Source organism: Paenibacillus medicaginis (genome assembly GCF_042138635.1).
In the GTDB taxonomy this organism is placed as follows: domain Bacteria; phylum Bacillota; class Bacilli; order Paenibacillales; family Paenibacillaceae; genus Paenibacillus; species Paenibacillus medicaginis.
Genome location: NZ_JBHIRY010000057.1, coordinates 1 through 14790 on the forward strand (window position 1 = coordinate 1; position 14790 = coordinate 14790).

Genomic DNA, 14790 nt, shown 5'->3' on the forward strand with positions numbered 1-14790 from the left:
GCAGAGCAAGACTTCAAACGCACAACACACCATTTTCATCTTTGGTGGTGGTCGTCAGACCATGTTAGTTTTGAACTCTCACTTAGATATGAAACAACGAGCAATTTGACAAACAAAATGTTGGTTTTCTGATGGAGTTTATTATAACGAAAAGAAAACAATCTGACAAGAAAGCAGCTTCAGCCGCTTCAGGCTATAAAACGCGCTTATCCCTTGATCTGAGCGCGAAGACGGTCCAATACCGTATCCCGTCCAAGCAGAACTATCGTTTCATTCAGGTCACGCCCGTGTGTCTGGCCGGTCAAAGCGACCCGGATAGGCATGAACAGCTGCTTGCCTTTAAAGCCTGTTTCCTTCTGTACCTCTTTAATTAGCACTGCCAGCCGCGAAGCTGCAAATTCCCCGGATGCCTCAACCTTGTCGGTAAAAGCCTTAAGCACAACCGGGACCTGCTCTTCCGCCAGGATCGCTTGCCCTTCTGCATCCAGCTCCAGATGGGTGCGGAAGAATACGTCTGACAGTTGAACAATGTCCGATGCCGCCGTCATTTGCTCCTGATACAAACGGACAAGCGCCTTGGCCCATTCCTGCTGCTCCGCCGTGAGACTGGCCGGAAGGCGTCCGGCCTTCTGGAGGTACGGAACCGCCATGTCAGCGATCCTGTCAGGATCGGCATGTTTAATATAATGGTTGTTCAAATGTGCCAGCTTGTTCGGATCAAACACAGCCGGGCTTTTGGACAAGCGGTTAGCATCAAATATTTCAATCAGCCGCTCTTTGCTGTAAATCTCCTCTTCACCTTCCGGAGACCAGCCGAGCAGGGCAATGAAGTTGAACATGGCTTCAGGCAAATACCCAAGGTTGTCATACTGCTCCATAAATTGAATGATGGATTCATTGCGTTTGCTGAGCTTTTTGTGATCCTCGCCGACGATCAGCGTCATATGCGCGAAGATCGGCGGCTCCCAGCCCAAGGCTTCATAAATCATCAGCTGGCGCGGAGTGTTGGAAATATGGTCTTCGCCGCGCAGCACATGAGTGATTTTCATCAAATGGTCGTCTACGGCCACCGCAAAGTTGTAGGTAGGAATGCCGTCTTTTTTAACGATGACAAAATCGCCCGTCTCTTTGGAGTTAAACGTAATTTTGCCTTTCACCATATCATCAAACGTATATTCCCGCTCATCAGGCACGCGGAAACGGATGCTCGGTATACGTCCCTCCGCTTCAAAGACCTGGCGCTGCTCAAGAGTGAGGTTGCGGTGCTTGCCGGAATAACGCGGCGTCTCGCCGCGGGCAAGCTGCTCCTCCCGTTCCTGCTCCAGTTCTTCCTCCGTACAATAGCAGTGGTAAGCGAGGCCCTGGTCCAGTAGCTCCTGCCAATAGACCTTGTAAATGTCCAGGCGCTCCGTCTGGCGGTACGGCCCATGTTCCCCGCCGACATCCACGCTTTCGTCCCAATCGATGCCAAGCCATTTCAGATACTTCAGCTGGCTCTCTTCTCCGCCTTCAATATTGCGTTTCACATCTGTATCTTCAATCCGGATAATGAATTTTCCGCCCTGGTTTCTGGCATATAAATAGTTGAACAGCGCCGTTCTGGCATTGCCGATATGCAGATGTCCTGTCGGACTTGGCGCATAGCGTACACGAACCTCAGTGCTCATGTATATCCCCTCCGTGTCTCTAATCTCTCAAGATGATAGCATACCCTTGACAAGGCAGACAACAGACTGTGCCGCAATGCCCTCACCACGGCCCGTAAATCCGAGCTGCTCTGTCGTTGTCGCCTTGACGTTCACCTGGCTTTGGTGCTCCGCCCCAAGAGCGCGGGCGATCACCTCCACCATCTGCGGTATGTATGGAGCCATCTTCGGCTTCTGCGCGATAATCGTTGCATCGACGTTGCCGAGCCGATAGCCCTGCTCCTGGGCAAGCGCCCAGACATGCTCCAGCAGCTTAAGGCTGTCCGCATCCTTGAAGGCCGGATCATTGTCCGGAAAATGCTTCCCGATATCGCCGAGCCCCAGTGCGCCCAGAACGGCATCCGTAATCGCATGCAGCAGCACATCAGCATCCGAGTGTCCAAGCAGTCCTTTCTCATAAGGGATCGTCACCCCGCCGATAATGCACGGCCTTCCCTCCACCAGCTGATGAACATCAAAACCTTGTCCTATACGAATCATCTTGCGTCCTCTCCCTCTGTGCTTGTCCATAATTGCGCAATATCCAAATCTTCCGGTGTCGTAATTTTAATATTGGTGTATTTCCCCTCTACAACCCGCACCGAAATGCCCAGCCGCTCGACGAGCATGGAATCATCCGTCCCGAGGAACCCCTCATGCTCAGCAGCCTCATAGGCCCGCAGCAGATCAGAAAGACGAAAAGTCTGTGGCGTTTGAATGCTCCACAGACTCCGGCGATCCGGCGTAGCCGTAATCACCCCTTCTTCATTGACCTGCTTGATCGTATCCTTCACCGGCACAGCAAGTACGGAAGCGCCGAACTCCCGGGCAGTCTCCAGGCATCTTCGGATCTCATCCCCGCCCACGAACGGGCGGACACCGTCATGCACCATAACCCATTCGGTCTGCAGGTATTCCAGTCCGCGGTGTACGGAATGCTGCCGCTCGGAGCCTCCTGCGATGACGTCCGTAACTTTGGCGACCTGATGCCTGTCAATCCACTCCCGGCATCGCTGTACATCATCCGCTCCAGTAACGAGTACGATCCCGCTTACCTCGGGCACAGCCGCGAACGCCTCAAGCGTGTATATAAAAACAGGTTTGTCCTGCAGCAGCAGAAACTGCTTGCTCTCCGCAGTTCCCATGCGGGTGCCGCGTCCCGCCGCCACAACGACGACGCCCAAGCTGTTGTTCATAGCGCAAATCCCGCCTTAACGTCAGTATGATATATGGAATGGAACGAACCGGATCTTCATCCCGGACTCTTTCATCCAGCTATCATCATACCGCTTTTACTGGGCTTTTTCCAATAATTTTGGCTTGGCAAAGATCATTCGGCCCGCCGACGTCTGGAGCACGCTGGTCACCAGCACCTCCATCGTCGTCCCGATATAATCACGCCCGCCTTCCACCACAATCATCGTTCCGTCGTCAAGATAAGCAACACCTTGACCGTACTCCTTGCCGTCCTTGATGATCTGCACCATGATTTCTTCTCCCGGAAGCACGACAGGCTTGACTGCATTAGCCAGATCATTGATATTCAGCACGGACACTCCCTGTAGCTCACACACTTTGTTCAAATTGAAGTCATTGGTGACAACCTTGCCCTGCAGCACCTTGGCCAGTTTGACAAGCTTGCTGTCCACCTCGGAGATCTCCTCGAAGTCCCCCTCGTAGATGAGAACCTTCACATCAAGCTCCTTCTGAATTTTATTGAGGATGTCCAGCCCGCGTCGGCCGCGATTGCGCTTGAGCAAATCGGAGGAATCCGCGATATGCTGCAGCTCTTCCAGCACAAATTCAGGGATGACAATCGTCCCTTCAATGAAACCCGTCTTGCAAATATCCGCAATTCTTCCATCAATGATGACACTCGTATCCAAAATTTTATGCTCCTCGATCCGCCGGCCCTCCTGCTCCTCCTCGCGTCCAAACCTGCCCGATTTCCAGAAGGAAGCCAGATCCTCCCGTTTTTCCAGCCCCACCATGAGACCGACATAACCGCAAACGATCATGACGCCTACTTGCAAAATCTGCCCGGCTTGTCCAAGCCAGGACAGACCCGGGTACAGCAGGATCGACAAAATCAGCCCGGCGGCAAGTCCTGTCGTGCCAGCAGCCATTTCATTCATCGGAATTTTGGACAGATCCTCAATTCCTTTCTGCAGCCGATGCGCAGTTGCTGTGCCCGCGATACTGCAGAGCACCATGAACAGCACTGCACCAACAACCACCCAGATGAAGCCTCCTGCAGCGGTCGCTCTCATCCATTCCGGCATCCAGGACACGGTCCCGGACGCTTTTTGAAACAATGTGTAACCGAACCATGAACCGCATAAACCGGTAAAAATTAAGATAGCCTTTCTCCACATCGAATCCTACACCTCCTAAAACCTTTCAATTCCAAAATTTAGTTCCTTCTTTATTCAGTATGGTCCACTTTCACCTTTGGTAATCGTTGGATGTAATTTTTTTACACAGCATATACTTTCATGGAATCCCTAGCGGAATCCTTCTTTGGAATTTTATGTTGAAAGCCTGCAATTGGCTGTCTTATAATAAAATTATTCCTAATAACTAGAGGTGGGTAGCGATATATGAGCGCACAAAGCTTACATGCTTTTCAGGATCAGGTTTCCGAATTGCTGCTCCGTCACCGCAGTCTGTTGGACATTTTGTCCAAGACCGGCCAATCAGGCGCTGCCGTTAACCGCGTGGTTGCCAAATCTGTTACCGAGTGCGGCTGTATAGAGCTTCATGCCAGGAAACAGGACTATGAACCGGAAAGCGGGCTTGAACAAGCCAAGGCACTGCTGGACAATCACGTGCAGGGGCAGCTGTGCGAGAATTGCAGGGAAGCGATCACCGCCGAGCTGGGACGTAGTCTGTTTTACATGTCGGCCCTATGCAACTTGCTGGATATCCGTTTGGAAGACGTTGTTGAGAAGGAATCGCGCAAATGCTCCACTTTAGGTTTATTTAATATGTCCTGACCGTTTATATACCTCAGCAAGCATTACTCTACAAAAAAAAGCATTTATTTCGCCTGGCTCATCAGGGAAATAAATGCTTTTTATTTTAAGTATTTGATTGATCAACGCTCCGAGTGACGATAGCTGCTGCTGTCCTCGGCATGACGGCGTTTGGCGCGTCTTTTTCTGGCAATCGCTTGAATGTTATGCTTCATACCATATACCGCATAAAGCACAAGCGGCACAAAGATCAGCTTCGAAAGCTGATCGGAAAACTGGACTGCAACCACCACAGCACCGATCACAACGAGCGGTGCGATCCACACAGCCTTTTTAGGCAAGCCCACCCGTTTAAAATTGGGATATTTCAGCGAACTGACCATCAGGTAAGACAGCAGCAGGGTAGCGACAGCCATCGAGAAGAGAGATATATCCTCATGAAACAGGGATAATGTAGCAAGTACGCCCCCTGCCGCAGGAATCGGAAGCCCTGTAAAATATCCGGGTGCTCCACATACCACGTTAAAACGGGCCAGTCGAAGCGCTCCACACATCGGAAATATGGCCGTTACCGTCCAGGCCAAGGCAGGACTGGCTGATTGAAAGGCTACTAAATACATGATTACCGCCGGAGCGACGCCAAAGGAAATGACATCAGATAATGAGTCCAGCTCTTTGCCGAATTCACTTTGCGCGTTTAACGCCCTCGCTACACGACCGTCCAAACCATCCAACAACATGGCGACAATAACCATAATGGCTGCATGACTGTATTGACCATCGATAGCCATTAGAATGGCGATTATTCCGAGAAACAGATTACCAAGGGTAAACATGTTCGGAACAGATTTCATAATCATTGCTTCACCTCATAAAATCACGGATCGAAACATCCATCAATTGTATGTTACTTACATTTGCCTGTCAATGAAAACCTGCTCTTGTAAACGTTTCAAGCCTTCCTTGATCGTGCGGGCACGCACCTCGCCAATACCGTCGACTTCATCCAGCTCCTCAATCGTCGCCATCATAACAAGGGGCAGTTGATGAAAACGTTCCACCAGATTATGAATAATGACATTAGGCAGACGCGGAATTTTGTTCAGCACCCGATATCCGCGGGGAGCGACATAATCTTCGGATAAGGCTGCGGAAGAAGGATAACCAAGCAACCGTACGATATGATTCATATCCAGCAGTTCCTCATCGGTCAAATGCTTCAGCCCGTTGATGATTTCACGAATCTTCTCGTCGCTGACTTCCTTGGCGTAGTCTTTGTACAGCAGCCAGGCTTCTTCCACGGTATTGCCGATCAACTCCTCCATTTGCATGTTGATCAAACGCCCTTCATTGCCCAGCTCATTGACAAAGCGCTTGATTTCCATTTTAATGCGCAGCACCATTTGGGTCCGCTGGATCACATTGACGACTTCAGGGAGGGTGACAAGCTCCTCAAATTCAGAGGCGGTCAGGTTGGTCAGCGACTGTGTCAGGACGGATTTATATTTCTCCAGTGTTTGAATCGCCTGATTGGCCTTGCTCAAAATGACACCGATTTCTTTTAACGAGTAACGAAGTGTACCTTGGTACAATGTTATAATATTACGGCGCTGCGAAATGGACACAACCAGCTTGCCCGTCTGCTTGGCGACCCGCTCCGCCGTCCGGTGCCGGATGCCCGTTTCGCTGGAAGAAATTGAGGAGTCTGGAATCAGCTGCGTGTTGGCATACAAAATCCGCTTGAGATCCTCGCTGAGGATGATGGCTCCGTCCATTTTGGCCAATTCATATAAATAGTTCGGGGAAAAATCACAGTTAATCGAAAAGCCCCCGTCCACCACTTCCATAACCTCCGGACTGTAGCCGACCACAAGCAGCGCGCCAGTCTTGGCACGAAGCACATTTTCCAGTCCCTCACGAAAAGGTGTACCCGGTGCCACCAGCCGCAGCAGGTCATTCATTTTTTCCAGTTGGCTCGATTCTTTCATGTTTTCGTTGCCCCCTAATTTAATGCGGCTGCTAGTGCATCTGCCACAGTTCCAACTCCAATGATCTCCAATCCTTTGGGAGGTGTCCACCCCTTGAGGCTTTTCTCGGGCATGATCACCCTTTTGAAGCCCAGCTTCTCCGCTTCCCGCACGCGCTGCTCAGCCCGGGATACGGCTCGCACCTCGCCGGTCAATCCCACTTCGCCAAAAATAACGTCATAGGGCTTGGTCGGCATATCCTTGAAGCTTGACGCAATGCTTACCGCAATAGCCAGATCCACAGCAGGCTCATCCAATCTTACGCCTCCAGCCACGTTCAGATAAGCATCCTGGTTCTGTAAAAACATGCCCATACGCTTCTCTAATACAGCTATGATCAATCCCATACGATGGTGATCCACCCCCGTGCCCATTCTGCGCGGTGACGGGAAGTGTGTGGTTGCGATCAACGCCTGCAGCTCGACCAGCACCGGCCTCGTGCCTTCCATGCTGGCCACCACAGTAGAGCCTGCTACACCAAGGGGCCGCTCCGACAGAAACAACTCGGAAGGATTGGCAACTTCGCGCAGCCCCTCTTCACCCATTTCGAAAATTCCCATCTCATTCGTTGAACCGAAACGGTTCTTCACCGCGCGCAGCAGCCGGTACGTATGATGTCGTTCTCCTTCAAAATACAGGACACAATCCACCATATGCTCCAAAAGACGAGGACCCGCAATCGCCCCTTCCTTCGTAACATGTCCGACAAGCACAGTAGCGATGCCCAGCCCTTTGGCAATGCGCATGAAGCGGGCGGTACATTCGCGTACCTGTGCTACGCTGCCAGGGGCACTGGTCACCTCCGGCAAATACACTGTCTGTATGGAGTCAATGACCAGGAACTGGGGCTTCATGTTGTCTACAGCCTCTTCGATGGTCTCCAGATTGGTTTCGCAAAGAACATACAGGTTGGGAGATAAAGCGCCAAGGCGGTCAGCCCGCAGCTTGGTCTGGCGCACCGACTCCTCGCCGGAGACATAAAGCACGCGAAGCCCGGTGCGGGCCAATTCATTAGATGTTTGCAGGAGCAGCGTAGATTTGCCGATTCCAGGGTCGCCTCCGACCAACACCAGGGAGCCCGGAACAACTCCGCCGCCAAGCACGCGGTTCAATTCCGTGATTCCCGTCAGGATTCTCGGCTCCTGATCACTTTCAATTTCCACGATGGGAAGCGGCTTCTCTTTACTATTATGAAAAAGGGATGAATTCATCCCGGCGGTTTTTACCACAGTCTCCGTTGCTTCGATCATGGTGTTCCAGGCCTGGCAGCCCGGGCACTTGCCATACCACTTCGGAGATTCATATCCGCACTCTGTGCAGTAAAATTTAGTTTTTACTTTGGCCATTCAATTCTCCTTGCGATTAATCGACATCCTTGTCGTATTTCGTCGGCCTTGATTAAAAAAAGCTTCAGTATTAAAAGTTTACCATTGAACCAGAGGGCCGTAAAGCAATATCACAAACTCTTCCAAGCGTTTTGCCGTATGGGAACAGGCTGATGCAGACAAGAAAAAAAGGCTGCTTCCGCCGCGGTTCGTCCACGGGGAACAGCCTTTTTCCTGTTCGCTATTTTTCTCTCAAGCAGTCTCAGTCACAATGACCGGCCTCAGGATTTTGCCGTTACGTTATCCTTCTTGGTTACGGTCAACTCGCCATTGTACTCATCGATCAGAAGCGAATCGCCTTTGGTAATACTGCCTTTCAGCATCTCCTCGGACAAGCGGTCCTCAATATGCTTTTGGATCGCCCGGCGCAGCGGCCTTGCTCCATAAGCCGGATCGAAGCCCTCCTTAGCCAGGAATTCCTTCGCTTTATCCGTCAATTCGAAGTCAACATTGTACTCGTTCAGACGCTTGCGCAGCTCTTCGGACATGAGCGAGACGATTTGGCCGATATGCTGCTCTTCCAGCGAGTGGAAGACGATCGTTTCATCGATCCGGTTAAGGAACTCAGGACGGAAGCTTTTCTTGAGCTCATCCATCACTTTGCCCTTCATTTTGTCATAATTCGCACCGGCATCGGCCACGGCCGTAAACCCGAGCGTAGAATTACGTTTGATGGCTTCTGCCCCGACGTTGGAAGTTAGAATGATCAGCGTATTGCGGAAATCCACCACCCGTCCTTTGGAGTCTGTCAGACGGCCGTCTTCCAGGACCTGCAGGAGGATGTTGAACACTTCCGGATGCGCTTTTTCAATTTCATCCAGCAGCACGACGGAATATGGCTTGCGGCGCACTTTCTCGGTCAGCTGTCCGCCTTCATCATATCCGACGTATCCCGGAGGAGCTCCGACGAGACGGGATGTGGAATGCTTCTCCATGTATTCGGACATGTCAATCCGGATGACCGCATTTTCATCCCCGAACATCGCTTCTGCCAATGCGCGGGCCAGCTCGGTTTTACCTACGCCTGTTGGTCCAAGGAAGATGAAGGAGCCCATCGGGCGCTTCGGATCCTTCAGGCCGGCACGGGCGCGGCGGATGGCACGGCTGACTGCTTTAACCGCCTCATCCTGGCCGATCACACGCTCATGCAGCAGCTGTTCCATATTCAGCAGACGTTCGGTTTCTTCTTCCTTCAGCTTGCTGACAGGAACGCCGGTCCAGATCGAAACTACCTGTGCGATATCTTCCGGAGTCACTTCGGAATCTGTACGGCCCTGCTTCTCTTTCCATTGATTCCGGGTCATGTCCAGCTCTTCGCGGATCTTCTGCTCCGTATCGCGCAGCGCAGCTGCCTTCTCGAATTCCTGGCTTTGCACCGCAGAGTCCTTCTCCTTGCGGATATCCTCCAGACGGTTTTCCAGCTCCTTCAGATTTGGCGGTACCGTGTAAGAGTTCAGCCTTACTTTGGAGCCCGCTTCATCAATCAGGTCAATCGCTTTGTCAGGCAGGAAGCGGTCTGTAATGTACCGGTCAGACAATTTTACGGCTGCTTCAATCGCTTCATCCGTAATTTTCACTCTGTGATGCGCTTCGTAACGGTCCCGCAGACCATGCAGGATTTGAATCGCTTCTTCCGGAGACGGCTGATCCACCGTAATCGGCTGGAAGCGGCGTTCGAGAGCGGCATCTTTTTCAATATATTTGCGGTATTCATCAAGCGTCGTTGCACCGATACATTGCAGTTCACCGCGTGCCAGAGCCGGCTTCAGAATATTGGAGGCGTCAATCGCCCCTTCTGCGCCACCAGCGCCGATCAGCGTATGCAGCTCGTCAATGAAAAGGATGATATTACCCGCTTGACGAATCTCATCCATAATTTTTTTGAGGCGGTCTTCAAATTCACCACGATATTTCGTACCTGCAACGACAGAACCCATATCCAGCGTCATCACACGCTTGTCGCGCAACGTTTCAGGGATCTCATTCGCAATAATTTTCTGCGCAAGACCCTCAGCGATGGCTGTTTTACCGACACCAGGCTCACCAATCAATACCGGGTTATTCTTGGTACGACGGCTCAGCACCTGGATGACACGCTCAATTTCCTTGCTTCGTCCGATCACTGGGTCCAGGTTGCTTTCCTTCGCTGAAGCCGTCAGGTCACGGGCCAGACTATCCAGCGTAGGGGTGCTGACATTCGAAGGAGTACCGCTGTTGCTGGACACTGCTTCACTGCTGCCGAGCAGCTGAAGCACCTGCTGACGTGCTTTGTTCAGGCTGATGCCCAGATTGTTCAGCACACGTGCGGCAACACCCTCTCCTTCCCGAATCAGGCCAAGCAGGATATGCTCTGTCCCTACATAGGTATGGCCCAATTTCCGTGCTTCATCCATGGAAAGCTCAATCACTTTTTTGGCGCGAGGTGTGTAAGCGATGTTCGTAGGCTGCTCCTGACCACGGCCAATCAGCGTTTCCACTTCGTCCTGGATTTTCTCCAGACCAAGGCTGAGACCGATGAGCGCTTTAGCCGCAATCCCATCACCTTCGCGAATCAAACCAAGCAGAATGTGTTCTGTTCCGATATTGTTATGTCCCAGTCGCACTGCCTCCTCCTGAGCCAAAGCGAGTACCTTCTGCGCCCGTTCCGTAAATCTTCCGAACATCATATGTCTTGCACCTCCATTGAAAAATTCAAATCTTGTTCTCGTTAAAAAAACTCTGTTATCCAATTAATAAATATTATGGCCTCTTATGCAGTTCCCAGCTGCTCGCGGATCAGCTTGGCCCGGTACATATCACGCTCACCGGCACCCAGCGCTTCCCCGAACTTTTTCTGCAAAAAACCGGGCTGAGTCATGACGTTCAACTCATTCAGTACCGGTATGGAGGGATTCTTAAGTATACCAAGATCCACGCCAAGTCGGATATCCGATAACCGCTGTGCCGCCTCTTTTGAATCCACTACAGCCGCATAGGACAATATCCCGAAGGATCGCATCACCCTGTCTGTAATCCGCAGCATGGACTCGTTCATCAGTCTGGATCTGGCAGCCCGCTCATGCTCGATAATCTGAAGCACAACGCCGTGCAGGTTCTCAATGATTTCCTCCTCGGTTGGCCCCAGGGTGATCTGATTGGATATCTGAAACAGATTGCCAATCGCCTCACTTCCCTCACCGTAAATGCCGCGCACTGTCAGCCCGACCTGGGAGACAGCCGATAAAATGCGGTTAATCTGGTGAGTCATGACCAAAGCAGGCAGATGCATCATCACCGAGGCCCGAAGACCGGTTCCGACATTCGTTGGACAGCTCGTCAGATAGCCCCGCTGATCATCAAATGCGTAATCCAGATGCGCTTCAAACGCGTCATCAATAGCGGTGGCATTCTGCCAGGCCTCCTTCACCTGACATCCCGGATACAGGCATTGTATACGAAGATGATCTTCTTCGTTGATCATGATACTGACAGACTCGTCTTCATTGATTACCGCCGCCCCGTTACGGGACTCGGAAGCCAGATTCGGGCTGATCAAATGCTTTTCAACCAGCACTTTTTTATCCAGTTCTTCGGTGTCCGCCATTTTGACGATATGGAATGGACCGAAACGGTCAACATCCTCATAGCGCAGAACGTCCGTCAGTTTGTTCAGCACATCCTCGGACTGCTGGTTGGTGGCGAGCATCGGAAAAGGCAGATGCTGCAGGTTCCGTGCAATCCTGACCCGGCTGCTTATGACGATCTCGGAGTCTGCAGCATCTGTGCGCATCCAATCGCTAAGCGGTTTTTCCGTAAAGCGGAGATTGGGCATAAACGCATCCCTCCTACTCTTAACAAGACTTTACTCCTGTGCTATTTCTTTTTCAAGCTCCCGAATCTGATCACGAATTGACGCAGCGGCTTCAAATTCTTCAGCGTGTATTTTGAACTGCAGCTCCTTCTTCAAATCATCGATTCTGCGTCTGACCTTCATCCTGCTGCCGCTTCGTACCGGCACTTTACCCGCATGGGCAGTACTGCCATGAACACGTTTGAACAACGGATCCAGACGGTCGTTAAAATATTTATAACAGGAGCTGCAGCCGAAACGGCCGATTTTGCTGAACTGCGCGTAAGTCATTCCGCATTCCTCACAACGGAGCAGCTGCGGGTTCTGTGTCCCTGCCGCTGCACTCTTGATTGTCGGATCAAAGTCAAGGAGGCCTGAAAGCAGACTGTGAATGGAGAAGCCATTCGACGTTCCGGGGATCAGCTCCCCTTTTTCCCTTGCACAGGTCTCACATATATGAAATTCGGTCTTCTCTCCGTTAATAATCTTCGTAAAATGGAGAGTTGCCGGCCTTTTACCACATTCCTGGCACAGCATGCACATACCTCCTTTACGTCAAAAGCCTAAATACCCGGTGGCATCAAAGGGGCTATTTGGCCAAAAGCGCAATCAGCATCGCTTTTAGCAATCTGGCCCTCACCTGATCCCGATAAGGAAGCTTCAAAGCAATGGTATCCCTGGATACCGCCGCTTTCATAATGGCAGCCTCCTTATTATTGAGAAATCCCCCTTCTTGCAGCTGGTAGATCAGCCCCTCTGCTGCGGATTGGCTAATCTCATCTCCTATGCTATGATGCAGATGCGTATGAAGTACGTGATGGGCTGGGAGATCTACACGCTGAATGCGAACATAACCGCCGCCGCCGCGCTTGCTTTCCACAATGTATCCCTTTTCCAATGTAAAGCGTGTGCTGATTACGTAGTTAATCTGGGATGGCACGCAGGAAAAACGGTCAGCCAGGTCATTGCGCTGGATTTCCACAATGCCCTCAGTGCTTTCAATTAACATGCTTTTTAAATATTGTTCAATAATATCGGAGACATTCCGCACATTTCATCAACCTCCACCGACAAAAATGTGAAGTTTTTTCACATTTACAGAATATGCCGTATATTGAACTTAACCAAACCGGAAAGTCACGAATCTGGAGTACGGCGTCCCCTCAGCCTGGTGATCGTCTGCACTCTGAACCAGTTCTGGCGACTATGATCACGAATTAGTGTGACCTTCGAATCCCCCAATTCATACGTTGATCTTCTGAACAACCAGAATTGATGGGGAAATTTAATCTTTGATCAAGTTGACTTTGACTTTCTTTGACTTTGTATACATTATAACATAATTTTCTCATTTGCCAAGAGCTCAATTCCATTTTTCACAATATTTCTTTGATTCATTCATCGAAAACTCCATCTCAAGTCAAAAAAGGACCCTTTTCATCTCAGGAAAAGAGTCCTTGGCTTAATTTAGAAGAAGTCCATCAGGAAGGTTTGAGCGGAAGGAACAGTCTGCTCGAACAGATCCGCTGCTTCAGCGCTGCCCGTAAGCCTGCCCCAGCGGAACAGTTCTTGCGGACGCTTATAACCGATCAGCATGGCTGATAACGCAGCTATATCACATTGGAGCTGGGCTTCGGTATTTCCATGGACAGGCTGGAGCCTTCCTTCTCCTTGTGCAGACACAGACAGCTTCCATGTTCCCTCATTCCAGGGGGCATGTGTATCCGTGAGTGCCAAAGTGATTTCAGCTCCTTGTGCAGAGGACTGGAACGGGAACTGCTCTACAAACGCAGCCGCATCCACAATCCGGCCCATAAAATAAGGTATGATTTCCTGCTGGATGCGCGGGTCTGCCAGGAGATAGGAAAGAGAATCATTGGCCGGTATAAAAGTAAAGGTCCCTTTTTCAATCATGGAGTCGTGGTTGGTAAAGTACGTCCACAAGGCTCGACGTGCCCGTTCGCTTAGATAGACAAATTCGCCGCAGGAGAGCTCTTTTTTCTCCACTTTATACAAAACATACCCTTCAGGAGCGCCATTTTCCGCATAATAAACCGCTGTCTGATTATCTTCATCAAGTACGCGATTCTCCCACCATTGCTCGTCTCTCACTAAAGTTCCGTTGAACCTTTGCGCATATTGCTGATACACCTTATTTAGTTCAGCTTTATCCCTGACGTTACGCTTGATCGTGCCCTCCACCGCCGTTTTGGCCGGAAACTTGTCTACAGGAATTGTGTACTTCTTGTATTCAACAAAGATTTCCCAGCCGAATTTCCGGTAAAAAGGGAAAGAAAACGGATGCAGGAAAGAAACAGTCTGCCCCGACGCTTTCATTTGCTCAAGGGCATGCTTGAGCAGCCGGGACACCAGCCCGCCACGCCGCTTTTCCGGCCATGTCGCCACCCCGGCGATTCCTCCCATGGCATATGGCTTTCCATACAAGTACACCTGCAGCGGAAGCAGCGTAAACTTGGCATTCAACTCTTCGCCATCAAATACAGCCCACACTTGCTCAGGCTTGAATTTCTTTTTCTGCTCTTCAAGCTCCGCAGGAGACAAGGTGTATTGAAAAGCATATTGCGACAGTTCAACGCTGGCTTCGAACTCTTCATGACGAAGTTGCCTGATTTCCATATTCCCACCTCATATGTATTTTAGTATGAAAGCAGTAATGCTAAAGAAAGTGTCGCAAAGTCGCTCTGATCTGTCAACTATAATGAAAAGTGACACACCTCACTATGAGGACAGGTTTGATACTATTCTTCAAAAAAAGACAAAAACCACTGTCTATAATGACAGTGGTTTTACAATTTGCCTGGCAACGTCCTACTCTCCCAGGACCCTTCGGTCCAAGTACCATCGGCGCTGGAGGGCTTAACGGTCGTG

Annotated in this window: 13 protein-coding genes and 1 rRNA gene; 1 reads left to right on the plus strand and 13 read right to left on the minus strand. The window is 50.7% G+C overall.

Annotated elements, in window-relative coordinates:
• Positions 1-206: 206 nt before the first annotated feature.
• The 4 genes from gltX to ACE5LO_RS27035 form a co-directional block, all read right to left on the minus strand.
• Positions 207-1667, minus strand: coding sequence for a glutamate--tRNA ligase (gltX, locus tag ACE5LO_RS27020; RefSeq protein ID WP_375523011.1), 1461 nt, complete (start codon positions 1665-1667; stop codon positions 207-209).
• A 27-nt stretch (positions 1668-1694) separates the two neighbouring features.
• On the minus strand, positions 1695-2186 hold the full coding sequence (ispF, locus tag ACE5LO_RS27025) for a 2-C-methyl-D-erythritol 2,4-cyclodiphosphate synthase (protein ID WP_375523012.1): 492 nt from the start codon (positions 2184-2186) through the stop codon (positions 1695-1697).
• Positions 2183-2881 carry a 2-C-methyl-D-erythritol 4-phosphate cytidylyltransferase gene (gene ispD, locus ACE5LO_RS27030; protein WP_375523013.1) on the minus strand — a complete coding sequence of 233 codons (699 nt, stop codon included), beginning with the start codon at positions 2879-2881 and terminating at the stop codon, positions 2183-2185. The genes ispF and ispD overlap by 4 nt, the downstream gene beginning before the upstream one ends.
• A gap of 96 nt (positions 2882-2977) precedes the next feature.
• Positions 2978-4060, minus strand: a complete 1083-nt coding sequence (locus ACE5LO_RS27035) for a PIN/TRAM domain-containing protein (protein WP_375523014.1) — start codon at positions 4058-4060, stop codon at positions 2978-2980.
• A gap of 225 nt (positions 4061-4285) precedes the next feature.
• Here ACE5LO_RS27035 and ACE5LO_RS27040 point away from each other — a divergent pair, with 225 nt between their 5' ends.
• The gene (locus ACE5LO_RS27040; protein WP_375523015.1) at positions 4286-4681 is read left to right on the plus strand and encodes a nucleoside triphosphate pyrophosphohydrolase family protein; all 396 of its coding nucleotides are present in this window, start codon (positions 4286-4288) and stop codon (positions 4679-4681) included.
• 101 nt (positions 4682-4782) lie between these two features.
• On the opposite strand, the gene pssA is transcribed toward ACE5LO_RS27040, so the two are convergent.
• From pssA to rrf, 9 genes are all read right to left on the minus strand, one after another.
• The gene (gene pssA, locus ACE5LO_RS27045) at positions 4783-5520 is read right to left on the minus strand and encodes a CDP-diacylglycerol--serine O-phosphatidyltransferase (protein WP_375523016.1); all 738 of its coding nucleotides are present in this window, start codon (positions 5518-5520) and stop codon (positions 4783-4785) included.
• A gap of 51 nt (positions 5521-5571) precedes the next feature.
• On the minus strand, positions 5572-6648 hold the full coding sequence (gene disA, locus ACE5LO_RS27050) for a DNA integrity scanning diadenylate cyclase DisA (protein ID WP_375523017.1): 1077 nt from the start codon (positions 6646-6648) through the stop codon (positions 5572-5574).
• 14 nt (positions 6649-6662) lie between these two features.
• Complete coding sequence (gene radA, locus ACE5LO_RS27055) at positions 6663-8033, minus strand: DNA repair protein RadA (RefSeq protein ID WP_375523018.1); 1371 nt, start codon at positions 8031-8033, stop codon at positions 6663-6665.
• A 260-nt stretch (positions 8034-8293) separates the two neighbouring features.
• Positions 8294-10738 (minus strand): ATP-dependent protease ATP-binding subunit ClpC, encoded by a 2445-nt coding sequence (gene clpC, locus ACE5LO_RS27060; RefSeq protein WP_375523019.1) that lies wholly within the window; start codon positions 10736-10738, stop codon positions 8294-8296.
• 83 nt (positions 10739-10821) lie between these two features.
• Positions 10822-11883 (minus strand): protein-arginine kinase McsB, encoded by a 1062-nt coding sequence (mcsB, locus tag ACE5LO_RS27065; protein WP_375523020.1) that lies wholly within the window; start codon positions 11881-11883, stop codon positions 10822-10824.
• Between the two features lie 30 nt (positions 11884-11913).
• Positions 11914-12438: a protein-arginine kinase activator protein McsA gene (gene mcsA, locus ACE5LO_RS27070; RefSeq protein WP_375523021.1), complete on the minus strand. Its 525-nt coding sequence runs from the start codon at positions 12436-12438 to the stop codon at positions 11914-11916.
• A 52-nt stretch (positions 12439-12490) separates the two neighbouring features.
• Positions 12491-12952, minus strand: coding sequence for a CtsR family transcriptional regulator (locus tag ACE5LO_RS27075; protein WP_375523022.1), 462 nt, complete (start codon positions 12950-12952; stop codon positions 12491-12493).
• Positions 12953-13368: 416 nt separating this feature from the next.
• The gene (locus ACE5LO_RS27080) at positions 13369-14538 is read right to left on the minus strand and encodes a GNAT family N-acetyltransferase (RefSeq protein WP_375523023.1); all 1170 of its coding nucleotides are present in this window, start codon (positions 14536-14538) and stop codon (positions 13369-13371) included.
• Between the two features lie 179 nt (positions 14539-14717).
• Positions 14718-14790, minus strand: a 5S ribosomal RNA gene (rrf, locus tag ACE5LO_RS27955); the annotation flags it as partial.